Origin of the sequence: Pseudomonas sp. LF-5 (genome assembly GCF_037626295.1) — a bacterium.
Taxonomy (GTDB): Bacteria; Pseudomonadota; Gammaproteobacteria; order Pseudomonadales; family Pseudomonadaceae; genus Aquipseudomonas; species Aquipseudomonas monsensis.
Window position 1 is genome coordinate 727,159 of sequence record NZ_JARKMT010000002.1, and the last position, 14,998, is coordinate 742,156.

General features: G+C 59.6%; 13 protein-coding genes. 2 read left to right on the plus strand and 11 right to left on the minus strand.

The window, feature by feature from the left end; translation table 11 throughout:
* Nucleotides 1-125 precede the first annotated feature (125 nt).
* The 5 genes from PseuLF5_RS10570 to PseuLF5_RS10590 all read right to left on the minus strand — a co-directional run bounded on the left by PseuLF5_RS10570 (nt 126) and on the right by PseuLF5_RS10590 (nt 8,772).
* Nucleotides 126-2,033 (minus strand): hypothetical protein, encoded by a 1,908-nt coding sequence (locus PseuLF5_RS10570; protein WP_340133449.1) that lies wholly within the window; start codon nt 2,031-2,033, stop codon nt 126-128.
* A gap of 183 nt (nt 2,034-2,216) precedes the next feature.
* Nucleotides 2,217-5,735 (minus strand): calcium-binding protein, encoded by a 3,519-nt coding sequence (locus tag PseuLF5_RS10575; protein WP_340133450.1) that lies wholly within the window; start codon nt 5,733-5,735, stop codon nt 2,217-2,219.
* A gap of 206 nt (nt 5,736-5,941) precedes the next feature.
* Nucleotides 5,942-6,571, minus strand: a complete 630-nt coding sequence (locus tag PseuLF5_RS10580; RefSeq protein ID WP_123467396.1) for a LysE family translocator — start codon at nt 6,569-6,571, stop codon at nt 5,942-5,944.
* A gap of 89 nt (nt 6,572-6,660) precedes the next feature.
* A complete protein-coding gene (locus PseuLF5_RS10585; protein ID WP_340133451.1) occupies nt 6,661-8,010 on the minus strand; it encodes an NCS2 family permease in 1,350 nt (449 codons plus the stop codon).
* 315 nt (nt 8,011-8,325) lie between these two features.
* Nucleotides 8,326-8,772, minus strand: coding sequence for a MarR family winged helix-turn-helix transcriptional regulator (locus PseuLF5_RS10590; RefSeq protein WP_128616531.1), 447 nt, complete (start codon nt 8,770-8,772; stop codon nt 8,326-8,328).
* Nucleotides 8,773-8,854: 82 nt separating this feature from the next.
* On the opposite strand from PseuLF5_RS10590, the gene PseuLF5_RS10595 reads away from it, so the two are divergent.
* Nucleotides 8,855-10,021, plus strand: coding sequence for an aminotransferase-like domain-containing protein (locus tag PseuLF5_RS10595; RefSeq protein ID WP_186747538.1), 1,167 nt, complete (start codon nt 8,855-8,857; stop codon nt 10,019-10,021).
* A 95-nt stretch (nt 10,022-10,116) separates the two neighbouring features.
* Here PseuLF5_RS10595 and PseuLF5_RS10600 read toward each other — a convergent pair whose 3' ends face one another.
* The 5 genes from PseuLF5_RS10600 to PseuLF5_RS10620 all read right to left on the minus strand — a co-directional run bounded on the left by PseuLF5_RS10600 (nt 10,117) and on the right by PseuLF5_RS10620 (nt 12,886).
* The gene (locus PseuLF5_RS10600; protein ID WP_123467388.1) at nt 10,117-10,488 is read right to left on the minus strand and encodes a glutathione S-transferase N-terminal domain-containing protein; all 372 of its coding nucleotides are present in this window, start codon (nt 10,486-10,488) and stop codon (nt 10,117-10,119) included.
* A gap of 102 nt (nt 10,489-10,590) precedes the next feature.
* Nucleotides 10,591-11,136 carry a GTP cyclohydrolase I FolE gene (gene folE, locus PseuLF5_RS10605; RefSeq protein WP_003442011.1) on the minus strand — a complete coding sequence of 182 codons (546 nt, stop codon included), beginning with the start codon at nt 11,134-11,136 and terminating at the stop codon, nt 10,591-10,593.
* Nucleotides 11,137-11,213: 77 nt separating this feature from the next.
* Nucleotides 11,214-11,771: a Smr/MutS family protein gene (locus PseuLF5_RS10610; RefSeq protein WP_123467386.1), complete on the minus strand. Its 558-nt coding sequence runs from the start codon at nt 11,769-11,771 to the stop codon at nt 11,214-11,216.
* A 73-nt stretch (nt 11,772-11,844) separates the two neighbouring features.
* Nucleotides 11,845-12,165 (minus strand): hypothetical protein, encoded by a 321-nt coding sequence (locus PseuLF5_RS10615; RefSeq protein ID WP_340133454.1) that lies wholly within the window; start codon nt 12,163-12,165, stop codon nt 11,845-11,847.
* 130 nt (nt 12,166-12,295) lie between these two features.
* Complete coding sequence (locus PseuLF5_RS10620) at nt 12,296-12,886, minus strand: cysteine hydrolase family protein (RefSeq protein WP_003223193.1); 591 nt, start codon at nt 12,884-12,886, stop codon at nt 12,296-12,298.
* Between the two features lie 239 nt (nt 12,887-13,125).
* Between PseuLF5_RS10620 and prmB the strand changes: the two genes are divergently transcribed.
* Nucleotides 13,126-14,034, plus strand: coding sequence for a 50S ribosomal protein L3 N(5)-glutamine methyltransferase (prmB, locus tag PseuLF5_RS10625; RefSeq protein ID WP_123467384.1), 909 nt, complete (start codon nt 13,126-13,128; stop codon nt 14,032-14,034).
* A gap of 125 nt (nt 14,035-14,159) precedes the next feature.
* Here prmB and PseuLF5_RS10630 read toward each other — a convergent pair whose 3' ends face one another.
* Nucleotides 14,160-14,951 carry a hypothetical protein gene (locus tag PseuLF5_RS10630; RefSeq protein ID WP_123467383.1) on the minus strand — a complete coding sequence of 264 codons (792 nt, stop codon included), beginning with the start codon at nt 14,949-14,951 and terminating at the stop codon, nt 14,160-14,162.
* Nucleotides 14,952-14,998 lie beyond the last annotated feature (47 nt).

A 14,998-nucleotide genomic window follows, 5' to 3' on the forward strand; every position in this document is an offset into this window, starting at 1 on the left:
CACCGGGAAGCGACTGCGCATATAGCTTCTTTGGTCTTTCGCCCGCTCACACTGCGGGCTTTTTTTCGTCTGCATGAGTGGCCTGTGCGGCTCGCCAGGCCGCTGGTTCCAGCCTGGCAGCACGGTTATTGCTGACGGAAAATAAAAAGACGCGATTGACCATGCGGCTCCCGTTCCAGGTCGCCCATCAGGAAGATAACGTTGTTTTCGGCGAGCGCCTTGTTCAGCAGTGTCTTGTCGGCGGGATCATGTTTATTCGTCAAGGCTCGGGTGCGCAGCCAGGTCCTGCTGGCGAACTCCAGGTAATGGCTCTGCATCAAGGTCGGGAACAGCATGATGAATACCTGATCGACGCCTTGACGCTGAATTATCAGCGCATCCCGTTGCGCCGGTGCCGCCCGGAATGAAGGGGAGACGTGGTAGCCCTGATGCCTCAGCACCTGCTCGAACAGCGCCCGCAGTTCGCTTATGTGATACGAGTCACCGATGGTGCGCCATTGCGGGGGAATGCGCTGGAGATCGAAGTCGATCCGCTGAAGCCCCTCGCCGGAGACGGAGGGTTTGGGGATGTAGCGCTCGCCGGTTCTGGCAAGCGCGGGCAGTAACATCAACGGATCGACCAGATCCGGGCGGCTGGCCTTTTGCTCGGACAGGTTTGTCGACCTCTGCGCCCAATGCCGGAAGGTTTCAGACAGATCGTTAAGCCCGTAACCATTGAGCGCTTCGGCGTGATTGGCTCGATTGAACATGGCATGGGCGATCCTGCTGGCCGAGTGGTCGCCGATATAGGGAAACGTATCGCTGACGTATCGGGCCAGGGTTTGTCTGAATGGCAGGCCGTCGTCGACGCGCCAGGTGTCGATCGGACCGTCTGCCCCGGGGCCTTTGTGTTTCACTGCGCTCCGAGGTTGCAGGTGTGGTGTGTTGCCCAGTGTCTGTTCGAAGGCGTTGAAATCGCTGGCGGAAAATTGCGGATGCTTGATAAACACCCGTGCGTCACTGCGGTGGCCGTTCTGGTCGACAATCGCATAGTGGCTGCCGTCGATTTCGATGGAATCGCCCAATTGCGGTTTTGTGGCATGTCCCCACGAATGCCAGTCAGCGTTGGCAAGGGGCGTAGACGCAAGGTGGATATCGTCTGTTTCACCCCGTCGCTGGCGTTTGCCCGTGCCTGACTGACGTTCATCCGGGACACTGCTGAGGCGACGGGTTGTTGTCGACGAGGGCTCTTGGCGGCCTGCAACACCTTGCGGTTTGCGTCGCCAAAGCGTCGTCCCGGGGACTGGCTCCACGAGGAATCCGGAAGGTGTCAGCTCGCTGGCGAAGGTCTGCTGGAAGTGTCCTTCACTGTTCCTGGCGACCATGACCGTTCCTTCCGCCATATCGACATAGGTTTTCTTGCGTTTGTCGTAGCGCACGCCGGCCAGTGTGTCGTGCGCACTGGTCAGCTGCGCGCTCAACTGGGGAGCGAGGAACACCGGGGGATGTGCCTGGGCGGAGTCAGGGATAGACGCGATCCAGGTTGCAGTGACGGGCTGGTGCGAGTACCAGTCCGCTTCCAGGCGCCAGCGTGGCTGCCCCTCGATCTTTCGCAACAGCGGCGCCGACACGCCCGGCGCAGAGGGCCAGGGGATCTCGACATCGCCATTGGCCTTCAATTCAGCCCGGTAATAAACGCCGTCTTCCAGGCGAGCATAGCGTTGCCCCAGCGGGTCTGAGTAGAGCCCGTCAACGGTTGCAGAAGGTCGCAACCGGTCAGCCTGCTCCGCCGGCAAGGAAATGGCTCTGAGGTTGCTTTCCAGCATGGCAGCGATCGGGTCAGGCGTTGTGCTGACAGTGACCGAAGACGAAGGCGCGATATGACTCGCCGACGCACTGGAAGAGGGCCCCGGCAGTGGATCGCGACCCGGCATCATCGCGTCGGAGCCTGCGGCGTTCAGATGACGGCTCGAGGAGGGGTCGAGCGCCGTCCGCTGCAGCGGGGGCGCATCGTGCGGGCGCACACCGGTAATGGATTTTGGTGGTTTGGCCATTCATTCTTTCTCTGATCATGTGCAGTTGTAAAAAGCGCGGTAACCCTGTGTGGCTTGCGCAATGTTGATGTTCGGCAGAAAGGCGAGGTGCCGTGCGGTATATGTGTCTTGCGCGGAATTCAAATGATGCGAGGGGTTACGCAGGTTCCGGGACCTCGCCGGCGTACCGGCGAGGTGGACGCGTTATGCCGCGGGCACATTGATGGGGGGCACGGGCCTGGCGGGCAGTTGATGGCTGCAGCGGTGGGTGATTTTTAACTGTGAGTATTCGATGGGGGCGGAGTCGAGCAACCAGCCCTGCAAGGGGAAGCTGTAGGTCAGCGTTCCGGCGCTGTTATCGAGCGGCGCGATGTTTCTGACCCTGAGTTGTTTGTCGGCTACTGCGCTTAACCCTTCGGGCAAGGGCACTGCCGAATCCGGGACTGCAAAGAATCTTGCATCGAGCCCCTCTACATACACCCTGTCGAAGGAAAGGTCGATCGTGTGAACGAGGCCATTGGCTGATATGACCCGCACCTGATCAATCAGGTCATCGCTTTCATATTCCGGCAGATGAACCGTACACGTGCCTATCCGCAGCTGATTGTCTTGCAGGGTTATCCGGGCATTTCCCAGGGCAGTTGCATCGAACTCCCAGGTGGAAGCGAAGGGGAGCCTGACAGGAGCGCTGGCCAGGGCGCCCGGGGTTTTGATTTTGAGGGTGGTATCGGCGGCAAGGTGGACAAGGTAGGTAGAACCTTGTCCCACCAGATGCTCCATGGCCGTTTGTTCAGGGTAAGAGGTGAGTTTGGCGCAAGCGTCTCTTGCGCCGAGGTGATGGGCTTCGTTGGCGGGCAATTCAAAGGTAAACCGCGCCGATCGCCACTCCAGCGGCAACGACATGGGCGTAGTCCAGTGCGTGTGGGCATGCACCTTATAGTGCGCATTGATCGGTGCCGCGTCGGTTTCCGGGGTGAGTTGGGGGTTGAGGGCGACACCGTCGTTGAAAATCAGCACGTATCTGGCCTGGTTGCGAATGGCCATGGTGCGCAGAATCTTGATGACATTCATGGGGTCCTGACCACCACGAGCATGGGAGAACCTCTTCAAGGTCAGTGTGTTCTGACCGAAGTGGTAGGTCAGGTCGCACCCGACAATCACGTCAGGAACCTCTTTTTCCGAGAGTGTTGCAAGGAAGTTCGCTTCGGCTTTGGTCAATTCGCTGCTGGAGTAGTCCAGATAGAGTTTTGTCACCGCATTGGCGCGCTCTACCGAATAGAAAGCAATGTGTTGCTGCACTCTGGGGAGGTAATAGCGTGCGTCGTTCTGGTGTTGAATGATGCATTCGGCGTCATAGAGAATAATCGGCCGCTCGGGTTGGCCCGGTTTGGTAATGACCATTTCGATTTCGACGAACGTGTCGTCGCTGGCGGTCTCCGGCAGCTCAGGGGTCAGATGGTAGCCATCTCGGGTGATGAAGATCAGTTTGTTGTTCTTCAAGCGCCACTGCTTATCGACTTTCCGGTAGACGTCGTGAATGAAGACCACGCTTTTGGCCTGATCATGAAAATCGAAGCCAGAAGTGATCACCAGCGTACTGCGTTTGATGAACCAGCTTTTGATCAGGTCCATTCGCCAGTTAAGGACGATGAAACTTTCCTCCTCCCCGTCTTCCGTGATGCACACGCGAGCCGCCTCATGGGCGATGAAATACTCATCCGTGCCAGCGCCGCCGTTTGCTGCGACCTCTTTGTGCAACAGATGGATCTGATCGTTTCCGGCACCTGCGTTGATCGAATCCTTGCCGCGGGCCTTGATGATGTTGCGTTGGTCGGAGCCGATGACGTGGCTTGCGCCGAACGGCACGGTATCCACGTTTTCGATACTGTCCAGGCGACTGTGCAAAACGCGTTTTCTGCGGCCTGGGTCAGCGGGGTCCGGGTTCATCGTGTGCAATGTCCCCGCCGATAAATGGACGCTGTAGCCGGCTTCGCCTCTGGCCCGTATCGGGTGAGCGCCGCCCAGTGACAACGTGTCTTCACCTGCACCGCCCTTCAGTATCGAAGGTGCGGTTATCGCGCTGGTGTCCTTGAGCTGATTGGCGGCGCCCTCGAAGACAAAGCGGTCATCCTTTTCACCGCCTGTGAGGTCTTTGACACCCGCCTTGTAATGGAAGGCGTTCGACTTCTTTTCGACGCCCTGTATCGAATCCCGGCCGTCACCGATGAACCACAGGACACCCTTGTGCTGTCCCGCCGTACCCAGTTCGGCGCCGGGCGTCTTGTCGGTGACGCCTGCGCGAGCGTCGAGGGTGTCGTCTCCGTCCTTGATCTGTGGAACGTTGACGGTTTCCCAGGCGTCCTGTTTGGTCCACCAGTTACGCGTCCACACCCGGGTCGGTTTCAGTTCCACGTCCCAGGCACCGTTGACGATGGCTTCGGTACTGTCCTTGAGTTCGCCATCGAGCAGTCTTCTGGCCGTGGCCTTCAGTTGCCTGGCGTGTTCGACCCGCGCTTTGGCAAGGGTGTAGCGATCCTGGACCTCTGCGTCGGGACTCATGAAGCAGAAGGTGAACCAGCCGGTACGCCAACGCTCCTCGTCGCTGAGTTCGATGTAGTCATCAATGTCATCCACCAGCCGCACCGCCCCATAAATCTGCGAGCCGACCGCCAGCATCAGGCCGGCGGCGAGGCCCACGGGACCGGCAAACGAAAAACCGGCCATCGCCGCAGCACCGAGGATCACGGTCATGGCAGCGCTGGTGATGCTCAATCCGGCTTCCACATAGTGATCCATGGCCGCTTTCCCGGTCGCGTTGCTGGCCGAATTGAACGCCCTGACCGCCATGTAGATATCGAACGGCAGGGTCAGCGCGCCGCCGATCAGACCACCGGAGCGGCTCAGCCGGAGGGCGAATCGGGTTCTGGCGAAGTCGCGGTAACCGGCTTGTCCGGCCTTCATCATTTGCGTCGCGATCTGGGTGATGGTGATGTCGGCGGCGATGGAGCCAGCCTCTGAAAGCAGACCGGCCGTGTTGATTGCGATCTCGGCGCGATCATTGAGTTTTATCGCCGAGACCAACCCGCGCAGCCCCATGAAAATGCCGAACGACTGAACGCCGACACTGGAACCCAGGGCGCCAAAGGTCTTGGCCCGCGCCACCCAGCGTGGCGTGTGCCGGGGTAAGCGGGCGTGGCTGAGGTCCAGTTTTTGTGCGCAATCCAGAAGTTTTGCGAGCTTGCGGTAATGGCCCTCCCGATCGAGACGGGTGGCGCGGCCTTCCCTGATCATGGGCGGTGCACTGAGCGGACGCTGGCTGGCGATCTCGAACAGCAGGGTCGACAGTCGGTCACTGTTCAGCGCCGTGGCGGACTTTATCTGCGCTTCGATTTTGGCTGGACTGAATTGCAACGCGTTGATGAAGGCGCGTCCGGGAATTCGAAAGAGGGTGTTTCTGCCATTCAGTGGCAGCCCGTCAATCGTCGCACCCAGGGCGTGAAGATACGCGCGCGTGACTGAGGCGGAGCCGATGTGCAGCGGACCGAATAAATCGTCGACCACATGCAATTGCCTGATGCGGTTTTTGTTCTTTGTACCTGCCTGCGACTGGGGGGCACGGTTCAGGTCGAGGGTCGAAGCTGTGCGTGCGTTGGCGTGAAAGCCCATGTCGGTGACGACCACAGCGTCAACTTGTATCGAGGCATCCTGGATAAGAGCGGCCATTGTGAACATCCTTGTTCTGGCAAATGGGTGTGAATGAAGCGAGGTTATGGTGGCGGGATTTTCGAGCTGATGTACATCGGCGGGTTGTTGCGATGTATTGCGCACGTGGCGGCGACCGGGGTGTTTCAAGTGCCCGGATGGAGGGTGGTCGCAGAAACAAAAAAGCCATCCCGTCGGTCGGGATGGCTTGTCTGGATATCAAACGGTCAGTGGCTGCTGAGCAAAGAGGCTGTGCCGGCACCGCCGAACAGTCCGGCGCTGATCCGGTTGAACCAGCTTTGTCCTTTGCCGCTGCGCAGGTAACGCGCGGCGCCATGGGCACCCAGGCCGTACGCCAGTTTGCAAAGCAGATCCAGCAGGGTCCAAGTGGCGATCATGATCAGCAACTGGGGCAGGAACGGTTGCTCGGCACTGAGGAACTGCGGCAGGAAGGCGGCGAAGAACAGGATGTCTTTCGGGTTGCTTGCGCCGAGCACGAATGCGCGCCCGAACAATGCGCGAAACCGCGGCACAGGCGCCGCTTGTGGCACTTCGGCGCCGACCGAGGGCTGGCGCGATTGCTGCCAGCTCTGCCAGGCGAGATAGAACAGGTACAGGGCGCCAACGATTTTCAGCGCACTGAACAGCTGTTCCGACGCCAGCAGCAGGGCGCCGAGGCCCAATGCCGAAGCGCTGAGCAGGCAGATCGACGCGGTGACCCCGCCGAGAAAGGCCGGGTAAGAACGGCGCAAACCGAAATTCAGACTGTTGCTGATCATCAGCAATGACAGGGGTCCCGGAATCAGGATCACCACCAGCGCAGCGCCGCTGAACAGCAGCCAGGTTTCCAGACTCATCACTTTGCTCCTTTTTTGTTGTACTCAAGAATGTGCAAAAGCCCCACCCGGTGGGGTGAGGCTGATTTGAAGCGTGAACCGCGTGACGCTTACAAGAAAATGAACTTGGCGATGAAGATCGCGCAGAGCACCCACAGGCTGACGGAAATCTCCTTGTACTTGCCGGTACCGGCCTTCAACGCCACGTAGGTGATGAAACCCAGCGCGATGCCGTCGGCGACCGAGAAGGTCAGCGGCATCATGATCGCGGTGACGATCGCCGGGATGGCATCGGTGGCTTCGTCCCACTCGATGTGGGCCATGCCACCCATCATCAGCATCGCAACGTAGATCAAGGCGCCGGCGGTGGCGTAAGCGGGAATCATGCCGGCCAGCGGTGCGAAAAACATTGCCGCTATAAATAGCACACCTACGGTGACGGCGGTAAGACCAGTCCGACCACCAGCGGCTACACCGGCGGCACTTTCCACATAGCTTGTGACCGGAGGTACGCCGACCACGGCGCCGAAGACGCTGGAGGCACTGTCGGCTTTCATGGCGCGGGAGAGGTTTTCGATACGCCCGTCAGCGTTGACCAGATTGGCGCGCTGGGCGACGCCCATCAGAGTGCCGGCGGTGTCGAACATGTGCACAAAGAGGAAGGCCAGGACCACGCTGATCATGCTGACGTTGAACACACCTGCGATGTTCATCGCCATGAAGGTCGGCGCCAGGCTCGGCGGAGCCGACATGATGCCCGAGTAGTGCACGATGCCCAGGCCCCAGCCGGCCAGGGTCACGGTGATGATGCTGATGAGGATTGCGCCGAAGACCTTGTGATAGCTGAGGATCGCGATCATCAGGAAGCAGATCGCCGCCAGCAGCGGGCCGGGTTCACGCAGGGAGCCGAGCTTGATCAGAGTGGCCGGGCTATCGACGACGATGCCTGCGGTTTTCAGGCCGATCAGCCCGAGGAACAGACCGACACCGGCACCCATCGCAAAGCGCAGGCTGACTGGAATGCTGTTGAGCAGCCACTCGCGAATGCGCGAGAAGGTCAGGATCATGAACAGCACGCCGGAGACGAACACCGCACCCAGCGCAGTTTCCCAGTTGTAGCCCATGGTGCCGACCACGGTGTAGGTGAAGAACGCATTGAGGCCCATGCCCGGGGCCAGACCCACCGGCCAGTTGGCGTACAGGCCCATCAGCAGGCAGCCCAACGCGGCGGCGATGCAGGTGGCGACGAACGAGGCACCGTGATCGATCCCGGCATCGGCCATGATGTTCGGGTTGACGAAGATGATGTAAGCCATGGTGATGAAGGTTGTCAGACCGGCAATCAGTTCGGTCTTCACCGTGGTGCCGTGCAAGCTGAGTTTGAAGATGCGCTCCAGCACGCCGGTGCGTAAGGGCGGTGAGAGTTCCAACGTCGATGCTTCGGATTTGCGGCTTTCCACAGCGAGTACTCCTCAAGAGTTTTATTGTTATTTCCAGGGCCGGACCCATGAGGGGTGGCAGCGGCCCTTTGAGGCATACGCGAATTTGTTGACCATGCGGTCAGGAACTCGCACGCTGTGGATTATGCTTTTGTGTACAAATAAAGCAAATATTGTTTTTGGTTTTGTTTACGAAAGATCAGGCGATAGGGATATATCGCCCTCAAGTGCCCCATCGCTGGCAAGCCAGCTCCCAGAGGATTTGCGGGTTTCTCCCTATCTGCGGACGCCGTTGTCTTTGTGGGAGCTGGCTTGCCAGCGATGAGGCCGGTTCAGTCAATCAAGATGTGACTGAGTGTTCCCAAGGGCCATATTCACCGCCAACCATCCATTCACCGCCGCCTCCCCAGCCTCGGCAAACACCCGCTCGAGCAGTTTCACCTGTTCACGCCGCAACGCCTGCTCGAACCTGGCGCCTTCAGCGGTCAACGCCAGCAGACGTTTCCGCTTGTCGGTCTCGGACGCCACGCTGTCCACCAAATGCATTTCCTGCAACTGACGCAACGGCATGTTCAGCGCCTGTTTACTCACTCCAAGCAATCCCAGTAATTCCTTCACACTGAGATTCGGGTAGCGCGCGATGAAAAACACGATGCGCTGATGCACCCGCGACAGGCCGCGACGCTCGAGCATTTCATCGGCCTTGGCGGTGAAGGCCTGATAGCCGAAGAAAAACGCTTCCATCGCTTGTTGCTGGCTAGCGGGATTTTTAAGGTCAAGCATATTGACGTACTCGCTCAAGCTGTCGTAGTTTCAGTCAACTAGTTTGACTCATTTTTTCTCTGCCTCGCTACCGGTGACCACCATGGCTTTTTCCGAACGTGTCTCGCGCCTTAAAAGTTCTCTGATCCGCGAAATCCTCGCCGCTGCCCAGCGTCCGGAAATGATGTCGTTCGCCGGTGGCCTCCCGGCTGAAGCCATGCTGCCGAAGGTCGAATGGGATGACATGCCGCTGTCGCTCGGCCAATACGGCATGAGCGAAGGCGAGCCGGCGTTGCGCGAGGCGTTGGCGGCAGAGGCGAGGGCGCTCGGCCTGGCGTGTGAGGCGAGTCAGGTGCTGGTGGTCAGCGGTTCCCAGCAAACCCTGGATCTGGCCGCCAAGCTCTACATCGACAAAGGCACCGAAATTTTGCTGGAAGCGCCGACTTACCTGGCGGCGTTGCAGATCTTCCAGTTGTTCGGCGCCGATTGCCTGACCGTGGCGCAAGAATCCGATGGCCCGAATCTCGTGCAGTTGCGCAGTCGCCTTGAACAGCATCAGCCCGCATTCATCTATCTGATTCCGACCTTCCAGAACCCGTCCGCCGTGCGCTACAGCGAAGCCAAACGCGCCGCCGTCGCGGCATTGCTCGATGAGTTCGGCGTGACCCTGATTGAAGACGAACCCTATCGTGAGCTGACCTTCGATGGCGGCAGCGCCAAACCGATTGCCGGACGTTTGCAAAAAGCCAGCTGGATCTACACCGGGACCGTGTCGAAAACCCTGCTGCCGGGGTTGCGCGTGGGTTACCTGATCGCCAGCCCGGACCTGTTCCCGCACCTGCTGAAACTCAAACAATCGGCGGATCTGCACACCAATCGCATCGGTCAATGGCAGGCGCTGCAGTGGATTGGCAGTGAGAAATATCAGCAGCACTTGAGTGAGTTGCGCGGCTTCTATCGGCAGCGCCGCGATGCTTTTCAGTCAGCGCTGGAAACGCATTTTTCCGACCTGGCGGACTGGAACATGCCGCAGGGCGGGTTGTTTTTCTGGCTGACGCTCAAGCAACCGCTGGATACGCGCACCTTGCTCAACGAGGCGCTGGCCAACGACGTGGCGTTCATGCCGGGCGAACCGTTCTTTCCCGATCCCGATAAAAATCTTGGGCATCTGCGGCTGAATTTCAGCCACATCGATCCGGCGCGGCTGGATGAAGGACTGAAGCGGTTGGCGGCGGTGGTGCGGCAGGCGCAGATAGACAAAGCGGCGTGAAAAACAAATAAACCGGCTTGAGGGCCGGTTTATTGTTGTCTGGACTTTATGGTGACGGGTCGGGCCTCTTCGCGAGCAGCCCCGGCACAAATCCATCAGACTGCAGCGAAACGCTTGTCCAGATAATCAATGATCACTTTGGATTCATACATCCAGGTGGTCTGCCCATTCTCTTCAATGCGCAGGCACGGCACCTTGATCTTGCCGCCTTGGTCCAGCAGCGTCTGGCGATCCTGTGCGTTGTTCTTCGCATCCTTCAGCGCCACCGGTACATTCAGGCGACGCAGGGTGCGGCGGGTCTTCACGCAGAACGGGCAGGCGTGGAACTGATACAGGGTCAGGCCTTTTGCAGCAACGTTGACCTGGGCCTGAGTTTCGGCCGGGCGCTGTTTCTTGCCTGGGCGGGTGATGAAGTCGATGAAGATGATCAGTTGGCCAAGGCCGACACGAAGCGCTTTTACGAACACGTTGAAAGCCTCACGGTGTAAATGGAGAAAGGCGCGCAGCTTACCCGATTTTTCACGGACGAAAAAAACCGGCGATCAACGCCGGTTTTTTTGTGTCGCCGATTACTTGATCAGGCTGAGGAACTCGCTGCGGGTCGCCGCGTTTTCACGGAACTCGCCGAGCATCACCGAAGTGATCATCGACGAATTCTGCTTCTCGACACCGCGCATCATCATGCACATGTGCTTGGCCTCGATCACCACGGCAACGCCCAGCGCGCCGGTGACTTGCATCACCGCATCGGCGATCTGGCGGCTGAGGTTTTCCTGGATCTGCAGGCGGCGGGCGTACATGTCGACGATTCGCGCGACCTTCGACAGGCCCAGCACTTTGCCGCTCGGGATGTACGCGACGTGGGCCTTGCCGATGAACGGCAGCAGGTGGTGTTCGCACAACGAGTACAGCTCGATGTCCTTGACCAGCACCATTTCGCTGTTGTCGGAGCTGAACAGGGCACCGTTGGTGACCTCTTCGAGCGTCTGTTCATAACCGCGGCAGAGGTACTGCATGGCTTTGGCGGCACGCTTTGGCGTGTCGAGCAGGCCCTCGCGGGACACGTCCTCGCCCAGTTGGCCGAGAATCGCGGTGTAATTCTGTTCCAGGGACATGAAACTACCTGTGGGGATTTTCGCAAAGGGCAAGGGTACGGTGGCGGACACAACCCTGCAAGTTCGGTGTGACGGGATTATTCGTCGCGGCCTTCCATCATGGTGCGTTTGAGCATCACATATACCGCGCCGGCACCGCCATGTCTGGCCTGACACGAGCAGAAACCCAGGACCTGCGCGTGCTGACGCAACCAGGTATTGACGTGGCTTTTGATCATCGGTCGCTTGCCGTCCAGCCGCACAGCCTTGCCGTGGGTGACGCGCACGCAGCGGATTTCGAATTTTGTCGCTTCTGCCAGAAACGCCCAGAGGGTTTCCCGGGCCTTTTCCACGTTCATGCCGTGCAGGTCGAGGCTGCCTTCGAACGGGATCTGGCCGATCTTGAGCTTGCGCATCTGGCTTTCCTGCACCCCGTCGCGGGCCCACATCAACTCGTCTTCAGGACCGACGTCGATCACGAACTGATCGGACAGGCCATCCACGGTAGTGGTGTCGGTGCGCACGGTGGCGGACTGGCGCAGCTTGGCGATCTGGGCGCGGTCAGCCTTGGGTTTGCCGGTGTCGGCGCGGTCGTGCTTGATCGGCTTGACGCCTTGGATCGCACTTTTGAACAGGGAAAAATCGTCGTCTTGCATGTCAGCCTCCGCGAAGGGCGGCCAGTTTACCCAAGTCGAAACAAAACGGCCCGGCAAAAAGCCAGGCCATTGATCAGTCGTGTTTTTTCATCAGGTGCGGGGACATGTTCAGTTCCCGCGATTGCCGGGCGCGACGCCGGCAACGACGCCACAGCGCCACGCCGAAATACAGGAACAACAAACCGACCGCCAGAATGATCGCCGAACCCATCGGCGTGGCATTCAAGTCGCCGAGCGCCGGTGGGCGCCCCAGCAGGCTGGCGACACCGGCCATCGCCAGCAGCACACCGAACGTCGCCAGAATGGCGGCGATCGCTGCGCCAAATCGAAAACGCCAGTTGCTTTGGCCTTTGGGCCGCAAGCGGCGTGCGTCAAATCCATCGGATAACTTCATTCCGACCTTCCTCAATGGGTATCGGCCCTTCGACCGGGAGTTGACCGGGTTGTTCCTGAGGCTAAGGCAATTGAAGCAAATGCGAGGCTTTTGTGGATGAGCGGCGCCGTGAGCCGCTCATCAGCGCAGATCAGATCAGGTCTTGAGTCAGCGCGAGGGTGGCGAAGTTATCAGCCATGATCGCCATTTCCGCTTCCTGTACCACGGCGGCGCTGAGCACGCGGCCCTTGAACGGCAGGTCACGGGTGGCGCAGGCGTCTTCGACCAGCGTGCAGCGGAAGCCCAGGTTCTTCGCCGCACGTACGGTGGTGCTGACGCTGGAGTGGCTCATGAAACCGCAGACGATCAGGTCCAGCGAGCCGAGGTTCTGCAAGCGGTCGAGCAGTTCGGTGCCGTGGAAGGCGCTCGGCAACAGTTTGCCGATGATGGTTTCGTCACCCTGTGGCTCAAGGCCGGGGATGAATTCGCCGCGCTCGCCTTGCGGGTCGAACAGGCCACCGACGGTGCCGAGATGACGCACGTGCACGATCGGCCGACCGGCTGCACGGGCCGCAGCGACCAGTTGTTTGATGTTCGCGACGGCCGCGTCCATGCCGCTCAGGGCCAGCGGGCCGCTGAGATACTCTTTCTGGGCATCAATGATGACCACGGTGGCATGGCTCAATGTGGCCGCTGCGTAACCGCGGCCGCTGAGTTGAAACATCGTTTTTGGAACGGACATTCTGGGGCTCCTTGGGGTGGGGCTTTTGCGACATTGTCCTCTGGCTGAGCGGTTCTGTGAATCGCTACCATCGTAGGCGCCGTCGTTACTGGCCTGCAGCGTTGTCAAGTTACACGTTCTGTTCAATAGCTGATGTAAAAATCAGAAAACTCCTACCGTCGCCCACCTGTGTTTCCTGCGTCGTCGTGGCGCGTTTTGGCTGCTAGAATCGCCAGTCGTTTTTTCTGGAGTTCTGCCCCGTGATCACTTCCCGACTTCGTACCCTGCGCGACCACATCCGTTGGGCCGTCAGCCGCTTCCATGGGGAGGATCTGTTTTTTGGCCATGGCACCGACAATGCCTGGGATGAAGCCCGGCAGCTTGTGCTGGGAGCTTTGCACCTGCCATGGGAAATCGCCGACAGCTACCTCGACTGCGCCCTGGAAGACGACGAACTGGTCAACCTGCAACGCCTGCTCAAGCGCCGTATCGAGGAGCGCATCCCGACGGCTTACCTGCTCGGTGAGGCGTGGTTCTGCGGCATGTCGTTCATCGTTGACGAGCGCGTGTTGATCCCGCGTTCGCCGATTGGCGAGCTGATCGAAAACCGTTTTGCGCCGTGGATCGGCAACGAACCTGCGCGGATTCTCGACTTGTGCACCGGCTCCGGCTGCATCGGCATTGCTTGCGCCTACGAGTTCCAGAACGCGGAAGTGGTACTGGCGGATCTGTCGTTCGAAGCGCTGGAAGTGGCCAATCAGAACATCGAGCGTCACGGCGTCGACGAGCGCGTGTACACCGTGCAGGGCGATGGTTTTGACGGTCTGCCGGGGCAGCGCTTCGACTTGATCGTGTCTAACCCGCCGTACGTTGACGCGGAAGATTTCGCTGACATGCCGGACGAATATCAGCACGAACCGGAGCTGGGCCTGGCCTGCGGTGACGACGGTCTGAACCTGGTGCGACGGATGCTCGCGCAGGCGGCGGATCACTTGACCGAGAAGGGCTTGCTGATCGTTGAGGTGGGCAACAGCCAGGTGCACGTTGAAGCGCTGTATCCGGAAGTCGACTTCGCCTGGCTCGAATTCGAGCGTGGCGGGCATGGCGTGTTCATGCTGACGGCGGAGCAGTGCCGCGACCATCAAGCGCTGTTCGCCTCCCGCGTTTAAGCCTTAAAAGCATCGCGGGCAAGCCCACTCCCACAGGTTTTTGTGTGTACCGCCATATTCGGGTACGACGCAAAACCTGTGGGAGCGTGGCTTGCCCGCGATGGGGACGCCTCTGTCTCGACCTGTTACCGATGTGTAGCAATCCAGATCAACAATCCCGCCTGAAACACCGCAAACGCCACCAGGCAAGTAATGGTGAAGCGCAGACCAGCGTCTTCACGCTTGAACTTGCTGACTTTCTCTTCCTGCTTCTTCAGCTTCACTTCCTGCTCGGCGAGGTTCTGCTCGGCCTGTTGCAACATCGCCGCCGCTTCAAGAATCTCGACGATCTGCAGCTTTTCGCTGTTCCAGTCACCGAGCAAATCGCCAACCTGCGCGTCCTTGATGCTGCCTTTCAAATGCTGGGCATCGGCGTACACCACATCGAAACCGTGCACGCGCAGGAAGTGATCGCGACGCAGGCGGGTGTCTTCGTTCAGCGCGTCCTTATTGTTCAGGTCCATGCCGTCAACGGTGTAGGTGGGCCAGCGTTTTTTCGCCCAATTGATGCCTTGCGCGGCCATGAAACGGCCGATGCCGCGGTTCAACGGCTCGATCTGCAAGCCGCTGTCCGGGCCGAAGCTCACGCGCTTGGTGGTGTGATTGACCCACACGTCGAGGTGGTTTTGTTCTTTGCGCACACGCTGGCTTGGCAGTTTGATTGCCATGCGCATCAGGCTGTGTTCTTTGCTGTTGCGCTCGGCGTAACCGAATTCGACAAAGCGCAACGGCCGGCCGCCGGTGTGCCGGTCAGTCTGCAGCGGGGCCAGGCGGAGCATCTTGTGGTGCTCGACGCTGACGTCCGCCCATGGCAGCTCGACCGCTGGCGGTGTGTCTTTTTCAGCGGTGGTGTCGGGTGAAGTCGGGGTATCAGTCATAACGGCGAGATCCTGTCCAAGCGCTGCTTGTCGCCAGCCAGTACGCT